This window comes from Clostridium thermobutyricum DSM 4928, from assembly GCF_002050515.1.
Classification (GTDB): Bacteria; Bacillota; Clostridia; order Clostridiales; family Clostridiaceae; genus Clostridium; species Clostridium thermobutyricum.
This window is the reverse complement of the sequence record NZ_LTAY01000010.1, coordinates 38,793-60,589: the sequence shown is the minus strand read 5'-3', so window position 1 is coordinate 60,589 and position 21,797 is coordinate 38,793. Positions and strand designations below refer to the sequence as shown.

General features: G+C 27.3%; 20 protein-coding genes, 1 riboswitch and 1 other annotated feature. All 20 genes read right to left on the bottom strand.

What is annotated here, in order from left to right:
* The 20 genes from CLTHE_RS00820 to CLTHE_RS00725 all read right to left on the bottom strand — a co-directional run bounded on the left by CLTHE_RS00820 (position 1) and on the right by CLTHE_RS00725 (position 21,790).
* Positions 1 to 237 (bottom strand): hypothetical protein, encoded by a 237-nt coding sequence (locus CLTHE_RS00820; protein WP_080021578.1) that lies wholly within the window; start codon positions 235 to 237, stop codon positions 1 to 3.
* Between the two features lie 181 nt (positions 238 to 418).
* Positions 419 to 2,077 (bottom strand): glutamate--tRNA ligase, encoded by a 1,659-nt coding sequence (gltX, locus tag CLTHE_RS00815; RefSeq protein WP_080021577.1) that lies wholly within the window; start codon positions 2,075 to 2,077, stop codon positions 419 to 421.
* An 86-nt stretch (positions 2,078 to 2,163) separates the two neighbouring features.
* Positions 2,164 to 2,393: a binding site (T-box leader), on the bottom strand.
* A gap of 362 nt (positions 2,394 to 2,755) precedes the next feature.
* Positions 2,756 to 3,472: a pseudouridine synthase gene (locus tag CLTHE_RS00810; RefSeq protein WP_002598749.1), complete on the bottom strand. Its 717-nt coding sequence runs from the start codon at positions 3,470 to 3,472 to the stop codon at positions 2,756 to 2,758.
* A gap of 122 nt (positions 3,473 to 3,594) precedes the next feature.
* On the bottom strand, positions 3,595 to 4,335 hold the full coding sequence (locus CLTHE_RS00805) for a lytic transglycosylase domain-containing protein (protein ID WP_080021576.1): 741 nt from the start codon (positions 4,333 to 4,335) through the stop codon (positions 3,595 to 3,597).
* Positions 4,336 to 4,352: 17 nt separating this feature from the next.
* Entirely contained in the window at positions 4,353 to 6,365 is a 2,013-nt protein-coding gene (locus tag CLTHE_RS00800; protein ID WP_080021575.1) for a triple tyrosine motif-containing protein, read from the bottom strand.
* Between the two features lie 152 nt (positions 6,366 to 6,517).
* Entirely contained in the window at positions 6,518 to 6,961 is a 444-nt protein-coding gene (locus tag CLTHE_RS00795; RefSeq protein ID WP_080021574.1) for a YaiI/YqxD family protein, read from the bottom strand.
* 8 nt (positions 6,962 to 6,969) lie between these two features.
* Positions 6,970 to 8,319 carry a glucose-6-phosphate isomerase gene (locus CLTHE_RS00790; protein ID WP_080021573.1) on the bottom strand — a complete coding sequence of 450 codons (1,350 nt, stop codon included), beginning with the start codon at positions 8,317 to 8,319 and terminating at the stop codon, positions 6,970 to 6,972.
* Between the two features lie 529 nt (positions 8,320 to 8,848).
* Positions 8,849 to 10,381 carry a glutamine-hydrolyzing GMP synthase gene (gene guaA, locus CLTHE_RS00785; RefSeq protein WP_080021572.1) on the bottom strand — a complete coding sequence of 511 codons (1,533 nt, stop codon included), beginning with the start codon at positions 10,379 to 10,381 and terminating at the stop codon, positions 8,849 to 8,851.
* Between the two features lie 94 nt (positions 10,382 to 10,475).
* Positions 10,476 to 11,930, bottom strand: coding sequence for an IMP dehydrogenase (gene guaB / locus CLTHE_RS00780; RefSeq protein WP_080021571.1), 1,455 nt, complete (start codon positions 11,928 to 11,930; stop codon positions 10,476 to 10,478).
* A gap of 262 nt (positions 11,931 to 12,192) precedes the next feature.
* Positions 12,193 to 12,290: riboswitch (purine riboswitch) on the bottom strand.
* Positions 12,291 to 12,480: 190 nt separating this feature from the next.
* Positions 12,481 to 13,716, bottom strand: coding sequence for a hypothetical protein (locus CLTHE_RS00775; protein WP_080021570.1), 1,236 nt, complete (start codon positions 13,714 to 13,716; stop codon positions 12,481 to 12,483).
* 105 nt (positions 13,717 to 13,821) lie between these two features.
* Complete coding sequence (locus CLTHE_RS00770; RefSeq protein WP_080021569.1) at positions 13,822 to 15,033, bottom strand: hypothetical protein; 1,212 nt, start codon at positions 15,031 to 15,033, stop codon at positions 13,822 to 13,824.
* Positions 15,034 to 15,054: 21 nt separating this feature from the next.
* The gene (locus CLTHE_RS00765) at positions 15,055 to 15,540 is read right to left on the bottom strand and encodes a PilW family protein (RefSeq protein ID WP_080021568.1); all 486 of its coding nucleotides are present in this window, start codon (positions 15,538 to 15,540) and stop codon (positions 15,055 to 15,057) included.
* An 11-nt stretch (positions 15,541 to 15,551) separates the two neighbouring features.
* The gene (locus CLTHE_RS00760) at positions 15,552 to 16,166 is read right to left on the bottom strand and encodes a type II secretion system protein (RefSeq protein ID WP_080021567.1); all 615 of its coding nucleotides are present in this window, start codon (positions 16,164 to 16,166) and stop codon (positions 15,552 to 15,554) included.
* A gap of 16 nt (positions 16,167 to 16,182) precedes the next feature.
* Positions 16,183 to 17,169 (bottom strand): type 4a pilus biogenesis protein PilO, encoded by a 987-nt coding sequence (gene pilO, locus CLTHE_RS00755; protein WP_080021566.1) that lies wholly within the window; start codon positions 17,167 to 17,169, stop codon positions 16,183 to 16,185.
* Between the two features lie 4 nt (positions 17,170 to 17,173).
* Entirely contained in the window at positions 17,174 to 17,761 is a 588-nt protein-coding gene (locus CLTHE_RS00750; RefSeq protein WP_080021565.1) for a PilN domain-containing protein, read from the bottom strand.
* 4 nt (positions 17,762 to 17,765) lie between these two features.
* Positions 17,766 to 18,776 carry a pilus assembly protein PilM gene (pilM, locus tag CLTHE_RS00745; protein ID WP_158082632.1) on the bottom strand — a complete coding sequence of 337 codons (1,011 nt, stop codon included), beginning with the start codon at positions 18,774 to 18,776 and terminating at the stop codon, positions 17,766 to 17,768.
* A gap of 15 nt (positions 18,777 to 18,791) precedes the next feature.
* Positions 18,792 to 19,544 (bottom strand): prepilin peptidase, encoded by a 753-nt coding sequence (locus tag CLTHE_RS00740; protein WP_080021563.1) that lies wholly within the window; start codon positions 19,542 to 19,544, stop codon positions 18,792 to 18,794.
* Positions 19,545 to 19,599: 55 nt separating this feature from the next.
* Entirely contained in the window at positions 19,600 to 20,070 is a 471-nt protein-coding gene (locus CLTHE_RS00735; RefSeq protein WP_080021562.1) for a type II secretion system protein, read from the bottom strand.
* 12 nt (positions 20,071 to 20,082) lie between these two features.
* Positions 20,083 to 20,523, bottom strand: a complete 441-nt coding sequence (locus tag CLTHE_RS17095; RefSeq protein ID WP_080021561.1) for a type II secretion system protein — start codon at positions 20,521 to 20,523, stop codon at positions 20,083 to 20,085.
* 58 nt (positions 20,524 to 20,581) lie between these two features.
* A complete protein-coding gene (locus tag CLTHE_RS00725; RefSeq protein ID WP_080021560.1) occupies positions 20,582 to 21,790 on the bottom strand; it encodes a type II secretion system F family protein in 1,209 nt (402 codons plus the stop codon).
* Positions 21,791 to 21,797 lie beyond the last annotated feature (7 nt).

The window sequence follows — 21,797 nt, the reverse complement described above, 5'->3', positions numbered from 1 at the left end:
TTATTTTTTAGGTTCCTTTGTAAGATCTTCAATTTTTGAAATATTATTTTCTTTTTGGTTCAATTCATTTAATTTTGTATTATATGTATTTGTATCTTTATTAATGTTATTTCCAACTTGTACTTTGCTAACAATGCTAAGTCCATCAAAAAGTTTACTCCATTCAAAAATACCAAATGCTATTACTCCTATAACTACTAAACAACTAATTGCCAAAATTATAGCTTGTTTTTTCATACTAGTATCCTTTCAAAATTTTATTCTTATCTAAATTTTACCCTATAAAATAAAGTAATAAATTTCTATATGCTTAAAATTTTATTTCAATAAATAATTATTTCTACATATAAAAAATGACTTTTCAAAATTTGAAAAGTCATTTTTGTTTAAATAATAAAAGTAATTTATATTATTCTAATTATAAGCTCATAAATTTTTGGAATCTTTCTCTAACTACATCTTCACCTAAAATTTGCATTATTGTATAAAGATCTGGTGTGTTAGCTCTGTGAGTTATTGCAGCTCTAACTGCTCCTGCAACATCTGATACCATTCCTTTGAATTTTTCTGGTTCTGCTTTAAATTCTTTTCTATTTGTTGCATAACCAAGTTCTATTGCTAATGCTTTTAAGTGTTCAAACCAAGCTTCTTGACTTTCTAAATTATGATTATAAGCTTTTGAATAGCTTTCTATAACTTCTTTAGCTGCTTCTAATGTTAAAGTTTTTGGTAATTCTATATCTTCTTTTCCTTCTTTATCAAACTCTTCATCAAAGAAGTAGAATATTTTAGCTTTAACTTCATTCCATTTACCAAAGTCTTTTCTTGGTTTTGGTCCTTCTTTATCTATATTAAATACTTGTTTCATCATATCTTCTTTAGCTGTTACTAAAGCGTACATTTCTGGATCAAATTCTTTAGCCCATTCTGTATATCTTGAATAAACTTCATCAGCTTTCATTTTACAAATTAAGTTTTTACTTACGTCATGTAACTTAACTATATCAAAAAGTGCTCCTGATTTACTCATTTTTTCTAATGATACTTTAAACTCATGGTAATCTACATCTGGATTTTCTGCTCTCCACTCTTCAAAGCTTGAATTGATTATGTTTAATAGATATTCTATAACACAAACTTGTGGATATCCTTCTTCTCTATAGTAGCTTACTGCACTTTCAGGGTCTTTTCTTTTTGAAAGTTTTCTTTTTGAACCATTTTCTGATTTCATTATAGTAGGAACATGAGCATAGTTTGGTCTCTTAAATCCTAAAACATCAAATAATTGAAGGTGAATTGGTAATGATGAAAGCCATTCTTCTCCTCTTATTACATCTGTTGTGTGCATTAAAGCATCATCTATAGCATGAGCAAAATGATAAGTTGGAAGTCCATCTGATTTTATTAAAACTATGTCTTGAACATTTTCAGGTAATGATAATTCACCTTTTATTAAATCAACTATTTCTACTCTATTTTCTTCTTTTCCTGGTGATTTTAATCTTAAAATATATTCTTCTCCAGCTTCAATTTTCTTTATAGCTTCTTCATCTGAAAGATTTCTATAAACTGCATATTTTCCATAGTAACCTGGAGTAATTTTTTCTGCCATTTGTTTTTCTCTTATTTCATTTAATTCTTCAGCAGTACAGAAACATGGATATGCAAGACCTTTTAATATTAAATCTTTTGCAAAAGTATGATATATTTCTTTTCTTAAGCTTTGTCTATAAGGTCCATAAGCACCTTTTGACTCTTCTTCTCCTATCATCCCTTCATCAAATTCCATACCAAAGTTGTACATAGTTTGAATAGTATCTTCTATTGCACCTTTTACTTCTCTTTTTTGGTCAGTATCTTCTATTCTTAAATAGAAAATTCCTTCACTTTGATGTGCTAATCTTTCATTTATTAAAGCTGCATATACTCCTCCAATATGTTGGAAACCAGTTGGACTTGGAGCATATCTTACAACATGTGCTCCTTCTTTTAAATCTCTTGGCTTATAAGTATTGATGTATTCTTCTACTGTCTTATCCACATTTGGAAATATTAAATTTGCTAATCTTTCTTTCATCTTTAACACCTTTCTTTATATATTATGGGATTAATTATACCCTATTTTTTAGAAATTATTAAAATAAAAAAAGCCCTATCATCCATATTTAGGACGAAAAGACTAACTTCACGCGGTACCACCTAATTTAGCTAAATTTTTAGCTCTCTTAACATCTCTATAAGGTGAGATTATACCTAAGATTTACTACTTATAAAATAATTTCAATCTTATACTCCAAAGCTTCTTTCTATGATCTTAAATATTCTTCTCTCAGCAAATGAAGAACTCTCTTTAAAATAAGTTGCCATATACTCTTCTTTTTCATTGCATTTTAATATTAATTTATCTTAGGTAATTATACATCATTAATAATAGTATTGTAAATACAGATTTAGTTCTGTTTAAAATAGCTATATAGATAAAAAAGATATTAAATTATATAATTTAATATCTTTTTTATCATTTAAAATTCAAATAATAAAGCACAACCCTTGGGGCCAGGTTGTGCTAGCAATAAGCAATAAATAAAAAGGGGGCTATATATCCTTTTATTTATCCTCGGATACTATTATATGTTAACAAATTTACATTTGCAATATGTTAACTTATTTATTATTAATTTGCAAAATTTACTTTGATAATTTTTGTTATTTATATTTTTAAACCTTATTGATATTTACAATTTATTAACAATTATTAGAATTTTTTAAGATGTTCTATTTCTTCATCTGTTAATTCTCTGTACTCCCCTTCTTCTAAATCTCTATCTAAAGGAAGTCCTCCAAATTCTATTCTTTGAAGATAAACAACTTTTTTATCTCTAGCTTCAAACATTCTCTTAACTTGATGGAATTTTCCTTCTTGAATAGTTACATTAATTTCTGAACCTTCATCAGTAGCTGATAAAATTTCAAGCTTTGCTTCTTTACACACATAACCATCATCTAAAGTTATTCCTTCTTTAAAAGCTTTAACATCTTCTTCTGTTACTTTCTTGTCTATTTTAGCAAAATATACTTTATCAACATGCCATTTAGGAGATATAAGTCTATGATTTAACTCTCCATCATTTGTTAAAAGTAATAATCCTACTGTATCTTTATCTAATCTTCCAACAGGAAATGGCTCAAATGCTTGATAATCCACATGTAAAAGATCAATTACTGTCATGTCTCTATTATCATATGTAGCTGAAATAACTCCATCTGGTTTATTCATCATTAAATAAATATATTCTCTATAATATAATTCTTCTCCATTAACTTTTATAATTGAAGTGTCTGGATCAATTTTCATATTACTATCTTTAACTATTTCACCATCTACTTCAACAAAACCCTTTTTTACAAGTGATTTAACTTCTTTTCTACTTCCATACCCTAAATTAGAAATAATTTTATCTAATCTTTCCATTGTAGCACCTCCGTACTTTTTCTCAGTTCATTTTAACCTAAAAGAATTATAGTATCAACTTTATTAAATAAATAAGCTATGTAAAAAACTTATATAATAATTTTCTTACATAGCTTTAATAATTATCCTTTAAATTCTCTATAATATTTTAAAACCTTTGGAACATAATTTTGAGTTTCCTTAGGCATTTTATAAATGTCAGAAGGTGTTTTTACACCTCTTCTTTGTACTGTTCCATCTCCTGCATTATACCCCATAAGTGCCATTTCAACATTTCCATTATATCTTTTTAAATGCTTTCTAAGCTGTGAAACTCCACCTCTAATATTTTGATCTATATTATAAGGGTCTGTAACACCTTCTTCTTTAGCTGTTACAGGCATAAGAAGCTGCATAACTCCCATTGCTCCTGCACTTGAAGTACATTTAGAATTAAAATTAGATTCTGCTTTTATTACTGCAAGAACTAAATTTTTATCTACTCCATACATTTTTGAATATTTATCAACAGATTTATATATCTCTTTTTTTACATCTATCATATTACTATAATCAACTTTATTAGTATTTTCAACTTTTGTAGTTTCTTTATTGTTAGAGCTTGTCTCTAAATTTGAATTCCAATATTTATTATTATATGATTCCTCATTATTTAAAACTAATTTTAAATTTTCTAATTTTTCACCAACTGAAGTAGTCATTATTTTATTATTAATTTTGTCATCTTCTACTTTTCCCATAGATTCTAACATTGTTTGAAGCATAATTTGAAATTCAATTCCATCTCCTGATTGCTTTTTAACAATGTTATTCATAAGACCCATTTTCATAATTAGATCTGAATTTATCTCATTTAATTTCACCCTAATATTCCCCCATATTAAACTGTAAATTCAACTTCACAGTAATCTTCATAATTAACTCTTTTATAATAGCTTTTTGCAAGAACTAAAACTCTAAAAGTTCCTTCTGAATAAGGTATAAATGTGTAATAATTTTTCTTACTATAACTTTGTGCCTTAACCCAATTTCCTTTTTCCATTAAATAAAATTCGTAACAAACATCTTTTCCACCTGTACTTCTAGCCTTAAAAGTTATTTCTTTATTGTCACCAATTTTATTTTCACTTATGTTAACCTTTGTTCCTATTACAGGAGTTGCTTCTTCTACAAATATAGTTATTTCTTTTTTACTATCAAATTCTTCTTCACATTTAATATTTTTTGCGTATATTTCAAAACCATATTTTCCTGAACATTTTGGTTTTATACATATCTTTTTATTAGTCATAAAGTCTGTTTCTTCAACTACATTTCCATTTATCTTAGTTACAATATTTATAAGTGTATTTCTAGTGTCTTGAACTATTGTTTCTATATCAATAGGTTCATTCACAAGATAATGTTCTCTCTTTGGAATTAATATATGCTCAATAGTTCCAGGCATATATTCTCTTACAGTTAAATAATAACTAGTTTGAATATCATATTCTGCTCTAGTATATTTATCTTTTATTTTTATATCTATTTCATATTTTCCCTTTTCTTTTGGAGTAAAGTTTATATAGTTAGATTTATTAAATGATATTTTATCTAAAACTTTACCATCCTTATATATTGTAAAGGAATATAATAAAACTGTTCCACCTTCTGCTATAACTCTTAAATTAACAGGTTTATTTATAACTGTTTCTTTTTTTACATCTGTTATTATATCAGTTATTCTTACTGGTAATTCTCCCTTTTTATCTACTTCAAATATTATAGTTTTCTTATCTTCAAAATCTCCTCTAAAAGAAGAATCTTTTGCATATGCTGTTATCTTATATTTTCCTTCCTCTTTAGGTCTCCAAACATATTCATCACTTCTTGTATAACAAGAATCATCACAAACAGGTCCATCTATAATATATCTATAAATTTTTTCTCTTCCACCTTCTACTTCTAACTTAAATGTTATATCTGTTTCTGTTTTTTGTGGAGATTTTACATCAGGCTCAAACTTATTTATTCTTATTTGATTATAAGGTCTAACCTTATAATACATAACAGCTCTATCATCATATTCTCTATTTGAAAGAATATCTTTCATAAGACAAAGAAGTTTATATTCTCCAGGAGTATTTTCTTGATAAGTTACTATTTGTCTTGATGAAAAATCTTGCAAACAAATAGAATGACCTTCATCATCTATTTTCACAAATTTATAAAGAAGCGTTCTAGTATTACTTTGAGATGATTCAACTTTAAAAACTAATTCTTCATTAATTAATCTTTCTTCTGTTAAACACTTAAATCCTGTAATCTCTAGCTTGCCCATTTTTTTTATGTTAAACTTTATAGTTTTATAGTCATCAAAATTTTCTTTTGAATCAATTCTTTTACATTCAATTAAAAGTTCTTCTTGCCCAGCATTAAGTGCTGTATATTCTATTTTATTTTCTTTTCTATAATCTCTTAAAATTTCCCAACCTGCTGAACCCTTTTTCCAAAATCTAAAAAGAAGATTATCTTCTTGTACAATTCCAGTAACTTCTACTTTATCACCTTCTGTATATTCATTTTTATTTATTTCTATATCTTTTAATAAATTTTCTTCTTTTTTTTCATTTGTTATAACATACTCTTCTCTTTCCAAAACGTCATATGGCTTTTCAGAATTTCTGCTTTTTCCTTGTACCATAACTATGTAATTCCCTTCTTCTTTTGGATTCCAAATACAGTCTCCTGCATCTGAAAAATCTTTAACTATATTCCATATCCCATCATTCCCAACTAAAACTTTATAATCCATTATAATATCTGAATCTATATTTATTAATATTTTAGAATCAACCCTTTGAGGGCTTTTTTTACTAAATAAAATATTCATTTTAACTGCACTTTTGACCATTTAATTCACCCTTTTTTCCTAAATAACTATTTATTCAACCATTTATTCTATTATACAGTAAAATGCGCTTACATTTAATACATTTTTTAACAATTATTAATTTAATTTTATCTTAAAGTACACTAAAAAAAATCTAACAGTCTTTTTATATTTTAGTAACTGTTAGATTTCTTTATAATTTCCTCTATATTTTCTAAAAACTTTTTATCATCTGAAGATTTTCTTTTTTTAGGACCTTTCATTCTACCTCCAGCTCTTCGTATTTTTTGCGACATATGTCTTTTCTCTAAAAGCATATCGATATTATCATTAGTATAAATTTGTCCATTTGTATTAACAACCTTTGCTCCTTTAGGAAGGCAAAGTGCAGCTACACCAAAATCTTGAGTTACAACAATATCATCTTTTTTTGTATTATTTATAACATACATATCAACACTTTGAAAACCACTATCTACAACACTTACTTTTGCATAATCGCTAACTATATAATGATTTATATCACAAAATATTTCTACTGGTATTCCATACTTTTTACCTATTAATTCAATTTTGGAGATGCTTGGGCAAGCATCTCCATCAATTATTATTTTCATATATTTAATTAAAGTCTCTTTTCAAGATCAGCTTTCATGTCTTCATATCCTGGTTTTCCAAGAAGAGCAAACATGTTTTTCTTGTAAGCTTCAACACCTGGTTGGTTAAATGGATTTACTCCTAAAAGGTATCCACTTATACCACATGCTTTTTCAAAGAAATAAACTAATTGTCCAAAGTAGTATGGAGTTAATTCTGGTACATTAACTATTAAGTTTGGAACTCCTCCATCATTGTGTGCAAGTAAAGTTCCTTCAAATGCTTTGTGGTTAACAAAGTCCATATCTTTTCCTGCTAAGAAGTTTAATCCATCAAGATTGTCTTCTGTTGATTCAATTATTACAGATTCTTGTGGAGTTTTTACATTAATTACAGTTTCGAAAAGATCTCTTCTTCCTTCTTGGATGTATTGACCCATTGAGTGAAGATCTGTTGAGAAATCAACAGCTGCTGGGAATAATCCTTTATTATCTTTTCCTTCTGATTCTCCATATAATTGTTTCCACCATTCACCGAAGAAGTGTAATTGTGGTTCATAGTTAACTAATATTTCTATAGCTTTACCTTTATTGTAAAGAGCATTTCTAGCTGCAGCATATTGATAACAAATGTTTTCTTTTATATTTTCATTTGCAAATTCATCTCTTGCATCAGCTGCACCTTGCATCATTTCATCAATGTTTATTCCAGAAGCCGCAATTGGAAGTAATCCAACTGGAGTTAAAACTGAGAATCTTCCACCAACATCATCAGGAATTACAAAAGTTTCATATCCTTCTGCATCTGCTAATGATTTTAATGCTCCTCTTGCTTTATCAGTAGTTGCATATATTCTCTTTTTAGCTTCTTCTTTTCCATATTTCTTTTCTAATAAATCTTTAAAGATTCTAAATGCTATAGCAGGTTCAGTTGTAGTTCCTGATTTTGATATAACATTTACTGATATTTCTTTATCTTTAACAGCATTTACAAGTTGGTGCATATATGTTGAACTAATATTATTTCCTACATAGAATATTTGTGGTGCTTTTCTTTCTTCTTTTGATAAAACATTATAGAAATTGTTGTTTAACATTTCTATAGCAGCTCTAGCACCTAAGTATGATCCTCCAATACCTATTACTATTAATACATCAGAATCATTTTTTATTTTTTCAGCTGCTTCTTTAATTCTAGCAAATTCATCTTTATCATAATTAACTGGTAAATCAATCCATCCTAAAAAGTCATTTCCAGCACCTGTTTTTTCATGTAATTTTTTGTGAGCTGAAAGAGTTAAATCTCCTAAGAAATCAATTTCTTCCATGCTTAAATATGGTGCTGCTTTTGATAAGTCTAATGATAATCCTTTGCTCATACTAAACTCCTCCTTTAATTAATCAATTAGTTTAATTAACATAACCTTATATTATGCTATATAATCTTTATTTATAACCTGATATAAATTTTCATTAATAAATTTAAATAATACTTTATTCTTTATTGATAAAAATTTATCCATACAGTTATTGTACAACATTTAACTAACTATTGAAAGGTTTCAACGAAGGATTTATACTCATAAAAATAAGTAGTTTTATCAAAGTTTTTTAGTATTATATTAAACGTTTTTAAGAAACATATAAATCCACCAAAAACTTAACAATTTTAAATTTTTAAATTAAATAAAAAAGTAGTTATTACTTTAATAACTACTTTTTATTATATATATTAAATTTTATTTTTATTTCAATTTTATAGTCTTCTTCTTCATTAATTAATGAATTATATATTATATTACTAAAAATTCTTTTTAACGCATTTATATAAAATAAAAGTTCTCATGATAAGTTTTATTCTTATCACAAGAACTTTTAATTTATATATTAATTTAAATAACTAAAACTCTATTCCCATTCAATAGTTGCTGGTGGCTTAGAAGTTATATCATAAACAATTCTGTTTACTCCTGGAACCTCATTAACTATTCTTCTTGATACTAAATCTAATACTTCATAAGGAATTCTTGCCCATTCTGAAGTCATAGCATCACTTGAAGTAACTGCTCTAAGTGCAATTGTATGACAGTAAGTTCTTTCATCTCCCATAACTCCAACTGATTTTATGTTTGGAAGGCAAGCAAAGTATTGCCATATAGTTTCATCAAGATTTGCATTAGCAATTTCTTCTCTAAATATTGCATCAGCTTCTCTTGTTATGTGAAGTTTTTCTTCAGTTATTTCTCCAAGAACTCTAATTGCAAGTCCTGGTCCTGGGAATGGCTGTCTCCATACTAATTTATGAGGAATTCCAAGCTCTTCTCCAACTGCTCTAACTTCATCTTTAAATAATTCTCTTAAAGGTTCTATTAAATCAAATTCCATATCTTCTGGAAGTCCTCCAACGTTATGGTGTGATTTAATTACTGCTGAAGTATCTGTTCCACTTTCAACGATATCTGGATAAATAGTTCCTTGAACTAAGTAATCTATTTCTCCAACTTTTTTAGCTTCTTCTTCAAATACTCTTATGAATTCTTCACCAATAATTTTTCTCTTAGTTTCTGGATCAGATACACCTTTAAGTTTTCCTAAGAATCTATCTTGGGCATTAACTCTTATAATGTTCATATCAAATTCTTTTTTGAATACTCTTTCAACTGTATCCCCTTCATCTTTTCTTAAAAGACCATGGTCTACGAATATACAAGTTAAGTTATGTCCTATAGCTTTGTGTACTATCATAGCTGCAACTGATGAATCAACTCCACCTGATAAAGCACAAAGTACTTTTTTATCTCCAACTAAATTTTTAATTTCTTTTATTTTATCTTCTGCAAAGGAAGCCATAGTCCATGTTTTTTCTAATTTACAAACATTATATAAGAAGTTTTGTAACATTTTTTGACCAAATGGTGTATGTTCAACTTCTGGGTGGAATTGAACTCCATAAAGATTTTTATCTGTATTTTCTATAGCAGCAACAGGACAAACTTCTGAATGTGCTATAACTTTAAATCCTTCTGGTGACTCAGATATGTAATCTGTATGACTCATCCAACAAATGTCTTTGCTTTCTATACCTTCAAATAATCTTGAAGTATTATCTATGTTTAATTCTGTTTTTCCGTATTCTCTAACTGGTGCAGTTGCAACTTTTCCACCTAAAAGATGTGACATAAGTTGAACTCCATAACATATTCCAAGTACAGGAACTCCTAATTCAAATATTTCTTTTGAAACCTTTGGAGTATTTTCACCATAAACACTATTAGGTCCACCTGTAAATATTATTCCTCTTGGATTTTTTTCTTTTATTTTTTCTATTGAATATGAGTAAGGAATTATTTCGCAATATACTCCACATTCTCTAACTCTTCTTGCTATAAGTTGGTTATACTGTCCACCAAAGTCAACAATTAAAACTAAATCTTTTTTCATGGTTTCCTCCTAGATAATTATTCCTTTATTTTACATAGTAAATTATAACATACAAAGAGAGGAAAATTTCCTCTCTTATTTAAAACTAATCAAACTATTTTGTTATGCTATAGTTTGGAGCTTCTTTAGTTATATTTATATCATGTGGATGACTTTCTCTAAGTCCTGCTGATGTTTGAACAACAAATGTTGCTGTTTCATATAAAGTATCTAAATCTTTTGACCCTAAGTATCCCATACCAGCTCTTATTCCTCCAAGCATTTGGAATATAGTATCAGTAACAGATCCTTTAAATGCAATTCTTCCTTCTACTCCTTCTGGAACTAATTTTTTATTTCCATCTTGGAAGTATCTATCTTTAGAACCATTTGCCATAGCTCCAAGTGAACCCATTCCTCTATATACTTTGTAGCTTCTTCCTTGGAATATTTCTATTTCTCCTGGTGCTTCTTCACATCCCGCAAATAATGACCCCATCATAGCAGCACAAGCTCCAGCAGCTAAAGCTTTAACAACATCTCCTGAATACTTGATTCCTCCATCAGCAATAACAGGAATTCCATATTTTTTACCTATTTCTACACAATCCATAACAGCAGTTAATTGAGGAACCCCAACTCCAGCAACAACTCTTGTAGTACAAATTGAACCAGGTCCTATACCAACTTTAACACAATCTGCTCCAGCTTTTATTAAATCTTCAGTAGCAGCTGCTGTTGCAACATTTCCTGCTATAACTTGAAGTTCTGGATATTTTTCTTTAACTTTTTTAACAGCTTCTAGTACTCCTCTAGAATGTCCGTGCGCTGTATCAATAGTTATTATATCTACTTTTGAGTTTACAAGAGCATCAACTCTATCCATCATATCAGCAGTTACACCTACTGCTGCTCCACATAAAAGTCTTCCTTTTGAATCTTTTGCAGCATTTGGATAAATTCTTGCTTTTTCTATATCCTTTATAGTGATAAGTCCTTTTAAATTTCCTTCGCTATCAACAAGTGGTAATTTTTCTATTTTGTGAGTTTTTAATAACTCTTTTGCTTCTTCAATTGAAGTATTTTCTGGCGCAGTTACTAAATTTTCTTTAGTCATTACTTCACCAATTTTCTTTGAATAATCATTTTCAAAAGTAACATCTCTATTAGTTAATATACCAACTAATTTTCCATCAACAGTTATTGGCACACCTGAAATTCTATATTGTCCCATTAACTCTTCAGCATCATTTAAAGTATGTTCTGGTGATAAGAATATTGGATCTGTTATAACACCATTTTCTTGTCTTTTAACTTTATCAACTTCTTTAGCTTGTTGCTCAATAGTCATGTTTTTGTGAATTATTCCAAGTCCACCTTCTCTTGCCATAGCGATAGCCATTTTAGAATCAGTTACAGTATCCATACTTGCACTGATTAAAGGAATATTTAATTGAATTTTCTTTGTTACATGTGTTTTTAAAGATACCTGATTTGGTAAGATTTCAGATTTGTTTGGAACTAAAAGTACGTCGTCGAATGTATAAGCTTGCTTTAATATTTTTGCCATTTTAAAAATGTCTCCCCTCTTCAAAAAAATTATTATTTATAGATTGTGTAATTATTTGAATATTTATTACTCTACTTGTCCTTTTAATAAATAAAGTAAATTTATTTTATGTATTTTCTATTACAACAAATGCATTATATTGTAAGTTTTATCAAGTAAACCCCATAAAAAAGTACAAAAAAAGCACATTAGCTTCAATAAGTGAAGATAATATGCTTAAATCTACAATAAAAAATACTATAAGTATGTATTTATAGAAATAATCTATATTATATTCACTCATAGTCAGAAATTTAAGGTTTCCGGTAGATACTCCCTGCCATATTCAGGGGATATACGAGTAATAAATGTGCAAATTCAATTTTAAATTATCACTATTATAAATTACAAAAAAACTATTGTCAATAAAACTTTATCAATAGTTTTGAAAAAAAATAATTACATTAATAAAAATAGGACTTAAAAATTTTTAAGTCCTATTATATATTAATTATAATTTATAGTCTTTTTTTAAATAAGTCTCAGTTTTTTTATTTTTTAAGAAATATTTCTAAGACTCAAAAGAACCTTTAATAATATCTACGCTACCTTTTGATTGATTTGTTACATCATTCCATCCTGGCATTATAGCTTCTATAATTTTATTTAAATTATCTTCTTTTTCATCACTTAATCCATTTTTTAATGATCCTATCACTTCAAAAGATGTTTTTAAATTTGCTTTTATATCTTCACCATAAACAGTTGAATTTACTAATTTCACTGAACCTGTTCCAGTAAATTCAATAGTCCCTTTATTTAATATTACAACATTATTTAAATCTATAGCTATATCTTTTGCTTCTAGTTTAATATGATTTGTATTTGTCATAAGTATTTCAACTTCAGTTCTTATACCATGTCCTTTTATAGTCATTATTATTACATGTTTTAGCTTTAACCCTGATGGAATATTATTTTTATTTCCTAAGGAATTTATAGGATATTCTTTACCATCAATAGTTATATTTTTTGGATCATCTATATTAGCTTCTATTTTTGTTGGTATTGTTTCAGAATTTCCATTATAAAATTTGCTTGTCTTTAATGCTATATGAGGGCTTCCACTATATTTAGCAGTTATTTCAGACAAAGGCTGAGCTTGAGTTAAAAATGTTAAATCACCAAATTTATTTTTAGATATTTTAGCTTTACTTCCATCTTCATTTACAGGAATTTTATTTAATTCATTTCCATTCTCATCATAAATATTAGAACTAGATACGCTGCTACTTATATTGGTTCTTCCACCACCAATATTCTCTATATTAACATTTCCTTGACCTCCAACAATTCCATAATCAAATATATCATTATCATTTGCTTGAGAAACCTCTAACTTACATTTTACAGTTTTCTCTTTTCCATCAATATCTTTTGCAATACTTGTTAAAAGAATCTTATCATTACCCAAATATTGAGATTTAACATTTGCATTATCTATCTTGTCCTTTTCAAGTTCATTTGTTAATGTACTTAATACACTTCCTGTAGAAGCTGTTTCAGTATCAAAATCAAATTCAGATGTTGAAGTTCCTGATAATAAAGCTTTGCTTTGAATATAACTTCTTCCAAGTTCTATTCCACCTTCAGCAGCAAATTGAACATCCTCACTCTCTTTTTGATTTTTATTTAACTTCATAGTCCCCATAGCAAATTTTAATATTACTCCACTTAAAAATACCAGCACTAAAGTTACTGCAAGAATTGTAACCATACTACTTCCATTCTTTTTATTTTTCCACATACCATTTCCCCTAATTAATTATTTCTGATTTAAATTTCATATTATAATCATTAGTTTTTTATATTAAAAATGGATTCAATTTTATGAATCCATTTTTGTTTTTATTTACTCATTATTGAATGTATTTTCTATAAATTCTATTTTTTCTGAATTATTCCCTTCTTGTCCACCAGAACTCCAATTTGGAAGCAATGTTCCTAACATGTCATTTAACAAATTCTCTTCATCTTCCTCTAAAAGTCCAAACCCATTATCTTTTGAAGGTTGATATGCCATATGAATTGATGATCCTTTGTCAATCGTAACTTTTTCTCCAAAAATTGTAGAATTAGATAAATGTAAAGCTCCATCATAATAAACTCCATTTGTTGCTTTAGCACCAGTTACACTTATTTCTCCATCACATATTATGGCAGTATTATTTATCATCATTGATCCTGCTGAATTTATATTTAGATTATTTGCATTAACTAAATAAATAGTCATTTCATGTTCTATTTTTAATCCTTTTATTTGTATTTTAACAACTGGTTCTTTTACTAAATTTTTAATATAAGTTTTAATCTCCTCACTGCTTCCATCAACTTTAAGTTCATTATTACTAAATGTTAATTCAACATTTGTTATATTAATTTTTTGCCCATTTTCATAATTACCATTATAAAAATTCCAATCTTCTCTTAAAGTTATAGTATCTTTTTTGTTATTCCAATTTTGAAAGCTCAAAGAACCTATTGTGTTTTCTTCTATAGAACCAAGTTGTGTATTTCCAGTTCCTGCATTAACTAATGGCTTACCAGTAGATATACTAGAAGCTGTCCCATTTAATACTCCACCATTATTTATAATAACTCCTCCAGAACCTGCAACTAATCCATGATCAAAAATATCAGTATTATGTCCACTAGCTATCTTTCTATAATTTATCATAGCTAATTCTGTAGTTGTCCCATTTACATGTTTTGCTACACTTTTAATAATGTCTTTACCATTTTTAGTATCCATATATATATCTACTTTATCTACTATACCACCTGAATCTTTTGTACTTAATATATTATCTAAATTTTTTTCTTCTTGACTGGCTAAACTTGAATCCCTGGTATCTATAGACATATTTCCTGATTCAAAATGACTTCTAGCAAGTTCTAACCCTGATTCAGCAGCATATCTCAAATCTTCAATTTCTTTTTGATTTGTATTTAATTTCATAGTACTTGATATAGATTTTAATATAACCCCACTTAAAGCCATAAATATTAGAGATACTGCAAGAACGGTTACGAGTGTGCTACCTTTCTTTTTTCGATTTTTCACCATAACTCTCTCCTCTCATATTTAATTTCCATTCATAGGATATATACTATTTTCATAATCATAACTGCTTTTTCCATTCTCAAATTTAAATCTTATTTTATATAACCCTTCTTTTTCTGATATTTCGAACTCTTTTACATTTTTTGAAGGTGCAATTATAAAATTATCTGCATTATCAATTCCATTATCAGGTGTATTATCTTCATATTTTTTAAACTCAGTTCCTTCTATTTTATAAACATATCTTTTACCATTTCTAGTTAAAGATAATACATTTCCTGTCCCAGAAGTTCCTGGTTTTATCTTTGAACCATATCTAATATCTTCTTCAAGAACATCTATTATATTTCTACTCTCATTTTGTATAACATTATCATTTTCTGCCATTACAAGCATTGATGTAGATGAAGAAAATAATGAAAATATAAGAGTTGAAAAAATACCTAATATGGCTATCACAGCCATCAACTCAACAAGAGTAAATCCTTTTTTCTTTTTATTTTTCATTATTACCTCCCTTATGCTATACTTGATATTGCAAATTTTCTTGTAGTTACTGTTGTTATTCCGTCTTTTACATCTATTGTATCTGTATCAAATAAATATACTTTTTCTATATCTTTTTTTTGAACTGTTATTTTAATTCCATATTTATACTTAGTTGCATAAGATTCTTTAGATAACTCTTCAACTTTATCTATTTCATTTAAAAAATTTCCATTTTCTTTTGTTTTTCTAATAACATACTTTATACCATTTTCATCTTCTTCATCTGATGATTTACTATTATCATTTATGAAAACATTATCCAATAATTTATTTTTAATTGAATCATTTAAATCATCAATAGTATTAAATCCTATATAATATGTCTTTTTAGGTCCATCAACATTAGATGTTGTTCCATCCCAGGTAGTTGGATAAGGATTGTCTTTTGGTCTTTTATTTTTTATAGCTTCATTAAAAGCTCTAGACATAGAACTTGTATCAAATTGATTTTTATTTTCCGCATTATACTTATTAACATCTAATATCATATTCATTATTACTGATGATACTATCGCAAACATTGCTAAGCCTGCCACTACTTCTATAAGAGTAAATCCTTTTTTCTTTTTTATTTTTTTTCTCATAATTTACCTCTTAAAATTACTTGAATAAATCATTTTTACCATATTTATTATTATTAAATTTATGATTTTCTTGTTTTATTTCTCCTCTAGTGTAGTAATCAAAAGTTATTGTTCCGCCTGTTACAGTATATTTTTGTCCACTTATATTTCCTTCTCTTATATTTTTAATCCTATCTTTCAAGTTTTCTCTCTCAACTTGATATGTTTGAATTTCCCCTTGTAACTCAACCTTTCTTATTGCATCAAGTTCAACTGTTCTTTTTGCTATAAGATCAGTTATCTTATCTGTTAATTTAGCGACTTCTTCATTTAAACTATCAATTTCTTTTTCTTTATCCATTTCCTCAGTCTCTTGTTTCTCACTTAAAGTTATATTCGTTAGCTCTAAAATTTGTTCCTGTCTTTCCATAGCTTTTACAAAATTTAAAGCATGATTATATGCTCCTTCATAATTTACTGTTATTGTATACTTATAAAATCCATTTTTAGCTTGTATAAGTTTATTATATTTTTCCTCATTATTAACATTTTCCTCTGAGTTTTCTGTTTTTTCTCCTCCTGAAGCCTGTGATGCATTTGCTTCAGTAGCTTCTCCATAATTTATAACAGTAGGTTGTCCAAATGTTACAGAATTTATTTCTATATTATTGTTTAATGCTAAAGTGTGAAGATCCTTGGAAATTTCAGGATATTTATCTGTTTCAGGAATTTTTATCACTACTTGTTTATATTCTTTCTCTTTTTCTGAAAGAATTTTTTTTGTTTCTATTAATTGCTCATCTATATTTTTTCTACTATTTACTGTTGCTTGAAGAGATTTAACTTCTTGTTCTAAAGGCTTAATTTTTTCTGATATAGGTTCAAATAAAAAAGCATAAACTCCATATCCTACAACTCCGGTAGCTACTAATCCTAATAAAATTTTTTCATTTTTGCTTACTTCAAATTTAGGCAAACTTTTCTTAACTTTTAATTTATTATTATCTTTTTTCTTACTAAACATAATATTAATTCTCCTTAACTTTCATAGTTAAATCAAAATTATAAAGACTTGTTCCTGTCTCTTTATCTTCTGTCTTCGTAATACCTGAAATATGTGATATATAATATCTCTTATCTTCTCTTAAGTTAGCCCAAAATTCTTCTATTTCATTTCTTTTAGTTGAACTACCACTCATAGTTATGCTACCTAAATATCCATCTTTTACATCTTGTTCTGTATTTACAAAATTTAAAGTTTTTAATTTCACTCCACTAGGAAATTTTTTACTAAGATTAGTTAAGACTTCTTTAGTATCTTTTTGTTTTAAAACAGAAAGACTATAAATTTTATTTATTTTAGAATCTAATTCTTGAATTTTAGTGTTCATTTCGCTATTTTCATTAAATCTCTCTTGTGTCTTTTGTATTTCTTGTTGAAGATGTGCTTTTTGTTTATCTAAATCTGACACCTTTGTATTTAGATAAATGGCTACTCCACTTACTGCACAACAAATAATAACTCCGCTTGCTATATATTTAGATAATTTCTCTCTATTCTCTTTTTCATGCTTTATATGTTGAGGTACTAAATTTAATTCTCTAATTTTACTCATACTTCTATTCCCTTCTTAATAACAATCCATATGTGTATAGATAATCTTTTAAATTAATATCTTTTGGTCTTTTAACAACTATCTTTAGATCATCAAAATTTGGAACTTCCCCAACTTTAACTTCAAAATTATTTTCTAAATAATCATGAATACCATTTATTCTATTAGCACTTCCAACTAAATAAATTTTATCTAAATTCTTTTTAAGCTTTCCTGTTGAATAAAACTGAATTAAAAGTTTATATTGAGTTACAAGAGATTTAAAAAATCTATCATATTTTCTCTCATTTTCTTCATCAACTTCTCTATTTAAATCTATACTATCAAGAAATTTATTGTACTCATGCTCATTTTTAAGTTCTTCCTCATTTGCACCATAAATTCCATATCCTTGATATTTTTCTATAACTACTTTTCCAAGTTCAGTTATAACCATTGAGTTAGAATGACCTTCTATACTTAAAACTCCTGCAAGTCTAACACTTTGATTAGTACTTGTTTTTAACATCTTAAATACTCTTCCAATATTATTTGCAAAAATATCAATAGCTTTAACTTGAAGATTTAATTCTTCAGCTATTTCTAAATATTTATCAATTTTTCCTTTTTTAACTCCAACAACCATTACATTTGCAACATTATTATCTACTTTATCATAGCCTAGTATTTCAAAATCACTATAATACTCTTCTATTTTTTCTCCTATAAACTGCTTAAGTTCAAAGTATACATTTTCTCTCATTAGCTTCTCATCAGTATTAGGTACGCTTAAATGTCTAATTATTATGTCCTGACCTCTTATAGAAAACATAATTTCTTTAGCTTTCTTTTTCTTTTTTGTTATATAAGGCTCAATGACATCTAAAATAGCATCTAAGTCAATAATATCATCATTTTTAAAAGAACCTTTTGGAGTCTTAAACGTTGCTCCTTCTCTAATGTTATGCTTGTACCCTATTAATATAGTTATGTTCTCTTCACTTATGTCTAATGCAACTGCTTCTTTATCAAACAAAACTATTTCCCCCTTTTAAATAAAATTAATATACCAATTTAAAATTTGTTCCCCAAAAAGAACTGTTACCCCTGTTCCAAGTGCCATATAAGGTCCAAAGGCAATTGATGTTTTCCCCTTTTTTTTCTTAAAAATAATTAAATAAATAGAATATAATCCCCCTAAAAGAATCCCCATAAAAAGATTTACTAGAGACATTTTAAAATCTAAAAATAATCCGCACATAAATATAATCTCTACATCTCCCCATCCCATTCCACCAGCTAAGGCAAGAGCACCTATAACTAAGCTTGGAATAATACAGGCAGAAAAAATATTTATAAAATTTAGATCTCCTTTTAAGACGAAATATAATAAATAAATACATATCATAGAAATATAAATCAATTTTTCTTCATTAGCTCTAATATCAAAAACACCAATAATAATTATAGAAATAATAAGTAAAGTAAAAGATAATATAGTATTTAAACTAATTCCTTCACTTATGAAAAATTCTATTCCTATAAAAATTAATCCTATTAAACATCCAATTATTATATGAAGTGTATAAACATCTTGAGTTTTAAAATCAATCCATCCAATAATAGCTAAAACTAAAGCCAAAGTTGAAAATTTTAAAAATTCAATTGATAAACCAAACTTAAAAAATATTCCCATTGATAAAATTGAAATTCCTAAAGCTAAAAATACATTTTTTTCTTTTAATATACATTTATTTACTATATTCATAATGAAAAAGCTCATAAAAAAAACTAAAAAAATCATTTTTAATACCTCTTTTTTAAAAAAGCTCCTCTTTAAAGGAGCTTTTTATTATATTTTATTTAGTTGTTATACTTCCCGAAATTAGTTTTCCGTCACTAGTTACCTCAAACTCTGCTCCATTAGTTATGTCGATACAGTCTTTAACAGTTATATCTGTAGCAACAACTGCATTATCAGCTTTAGTTACACCTATTATTTTTTCTAATTCTTTTGATAAATCACTTGTTTTCATATCTAATAGACTTAACATTGTTTCATTGCTTATAGTAGCAACTTTAATATTATCTGGAGTCTCTGTTACCGTTCCATTATCATCTTTAGCTAATTTATCCTTCATTTGAGCAGTTTCATAAGCCTGACTAACTTTTCTTGCTTGATCTATTACTCCTGTTTTTTTAGCTTCTTTCATATATCCTGTTATCTTTGGCACTAATATAGCAGCTAATATTCCTATTATAGCTACTACTGCTACCATTTCTATAAGTGTAAATCCTTTTTTCTTTTTATTTTTAATTACCCCTTTCATTATTTACACCTCCTATTTTGTTGTAATTGTACCAACTATAAGCTTACCCTCTGATGTAACATTAAATTCTGCTCCATTCGTTATATTAATACAATCTCCTATAGATATAGTTTTGCTATCTTTTCCATCAGATGAAACTCCTAATATTTTTGATAAATCAGCTCCATCTATTAGACTTAACATAGTTGGATTTGATATTGCTGAAACTAATGTACTTTCATCAGTAGCTGTTGTTCCATCCTTTTCAAACAATTTATTTTTCATTTTTGCTGTTTCGTAAGCTTGACTTACCTTTCTTGCTTGATCTACAACGCCCGTTTTCTTAGCTTCTTTCATATATCCTGTTATCTTAGGAACTAAAATAGCCGCAAGTATACCTATAATAGCTACTACTGCTACCATTTCAATAAGTGTGAACCCTTTTTTCTTTTTGTTTTTGATTAGATTTCTCATAATCATACCCCCTGATTTTTATTATTTATATAAAATTTTATTTTATATCTTTAAATTTCTATACCATAACAGTATCTATCATACTCATAAGTGGTAGCATTATAGCTAAAACTATAAATAATACTACAAACGCTAAACTTATTATAAGTATTGGCTCTATCATTGAAATAAGTTTTTCTATAGCAACTTCAACTTCATTTTCATAAAACTCTGCTGTTTTTATCATTATTTCATCAAGGACACCAGTTTCTTCTCCAACTGTTATCATTTGAGTTAACATTAGTGGAAATACATCTAATTCTTGAATTGTAATTCCTATAGGTTGACCTTTTTGAATCTCTTCTCTTCCTTCTTCAAGTTTTTTTTGAACATAGTCATTTTCAAGAACTTGTCCTAATATGTCTATAGTTTCAATAACACTTACACCTGAAGCCATAAGTATTGAAAATGTACTTGCAAATCTTCCTGCTATTATTTGTTTATTTAATGGTCCAAAGCCTTTTGCAGTTATAACTAATTTCCCCATAAAAATTCTAAAGTTTTCATTTTTATCTAAAACAAATTTCTTTGCTAACACTATTCCTACTACAAAACCTGAAATATAAATAATATTATTTTTTATAAAATCTCCTATAACTACAAGTGCTTTTGTTACAACTGGAATTTCTCCAACACCTGAAATTAAGTTATTAACAAATTCAGGCACAACAAATGCTAATAAGAATGTTACTACTAATATTGAAAATCCAACTAATATTTTTGGATATATTGTTGCTTGTGAAATTTTTTGTTTTTGTTTATATAATTTTTTATAGTATTCAGAAAGTTCTAGCATTACTGTGTCTAATCTTCCTGATATTTCTCCTGCCTTTATAAGATTTATCATAAGCTTTGGAAAATCTTTTTCATCACTTAAGCATTCTGATAAACTTCTTCCTTTATTAACCTCTTCAGAACACTTTGCCAAAATCTCTTTCATTCTTTTATTTTGACTTTGGTCGTGTGCAATTTCTAATGATTTTGTTATTGATACTCCAGAACGCATTAAGAATCCTAGCTGTCTAGCAAGTATTGATAGCTCTTTTAAATTTATTTTCTTTTTAAATAAATCTATTTCTAAGTCATTGCCTTTTTCTATTTCTATTTTTATTGGAAAATAACCTTTACTTCTTATATTTTCCATTAATAATTCTTTACTAGCTACTTCAAGAGAACCTTCTATAACATCACCTTGCATATTTTTTGCTTTATATTTGTAGATAGCCATATAAATT

What these genes read in the sequence shown, in the direction of transcription:
- CLTHE_RS00820 (WP_080021578.1), bottom strand. Translation starts at nt 237, where the DNA reads ATGAAAAAACAAGCTATAATTTTGGCAATTAGTTGTTTAGTAGTTATA.
- gltX (WP_080021577.1), bottom strand. Translation starts at nt 2,077, where the DNA reads ATGAAAGAAAGATTAGCAAATTTAATATTTCCAAATGTGGATAAGACA.
- CLTHE_RS00810 (WP_002598749.1), bottom strand. Translation starts at nt 3,472, where the DNA reads ATGGAAAGATTAGATAAAATTATTTCTAATTTAGGGTATGGAAGTAGA.
- CLTHE_RS00800 (WP_080021575.1), bottom strand. Translation starts at nt 6,365, where the DNA reads ATGGTCAAAAGTGCAGTTAAAATGAATATTTTATTTAGTAAAAAAAGC.
- CLTHE_RS00795 (WP_080021574.1), bottom strand. Translation starts at nt 6,961, where the DNA reads ATGAAAATAATAATTGATGGAGATGCTTGCCCAAGCATCTCCAAAATT.
- CLTHE_RS00790 (WP_080021573.1), bottom strand. Translation starts at nt 8,319, where the DNA reads ATGAGCAAAGGATTATCATTAGACTTATCAAAAGCAGCACCATATTTA.
- guaA (WP_080021572.1), bottom strand. Translation starts at nt 10,381, where the DNA reads ATGAAAAAAGATTTAGTTTTAATTGTTGACTTTGGTGGACAGTATAAC.
- guaB (WP_080021571.1), bottom strand. Translation starts at nt 11,930, where the DNA reads ATGGCAAAAATATTAAAGCAAGCTTATACATTCGACGACGTACTTTTA.
- CLTHE_RS00775 (WP_080021570.1), bottom strand. Translation starts at nt 13,716, where the DNA reads ATGTGGAAAAATAAAAAGAATGGAAGTAGTATGGTTACAATTCTTGCA.
- CLTHE_RS00765 (WP_080021568.1), bottom strand. Translation starts at nt 15,540, where the DNA reads ATGAAAAATAAAAAGAAAAAAGGATTTACTCTTGTTGAGTTGATGGCT.
- CLTHE_RS00760 (WP_080021567.1), bottom strand. Translation starts at nt 16,166, where the DNA reads ATGAGAAAAAAAATAAAAAAGAAAAAAGGATTTACTCTTATAGAAGTA.
- pilO (WP_080021566.1), bottom strand. Translation starts at nt 17,169, where the DNA reads ATGTTTAGTAAGAAAAAAGATAATAATAAATTAAAAGTTAAGAAAAGT.
- CLTHE_RS00750 (WP_080021565.1), bottom strand. Translation starts at nt 17,761, where the DNA reads ATGAGTAAAATTAGAGAATTAAATTTAGTACCTCAACATATAAAGCAT.
- CLTHE_RS00740 (WP_080021563.1), bottom strand. Translation starts at nt 19,544, where the DNA reads ATGATTTTTTTAGTTTTTTTTATGAGCTTTTTCATTATGAATATAGTA.
- CLTHE_RS00735 (WP_080021562.1), bottom strand. Translation starts at nt 20,070, where the DNA reads ATGAAAGGGGTAATTAAAAATAAAAAGAAAAAAGGATTTACACTTATA.
- CLTHE_RS17095 (WP_080021561.1), bottom strand. Translation starts at nt 20,523, where the DNA reads ATGAGAAATCTAATCAAAAACAAAAAGAAAAAAGGGTTCACACTTATT.
- CLTHE_RS00725 (WP_080021560.1), bottom strand. Translation starts at nt 21,790, where the DNA reads ATGGCTATCTACAAATATAAAGCAAAAAATATGCAAGGTGATGTTATA.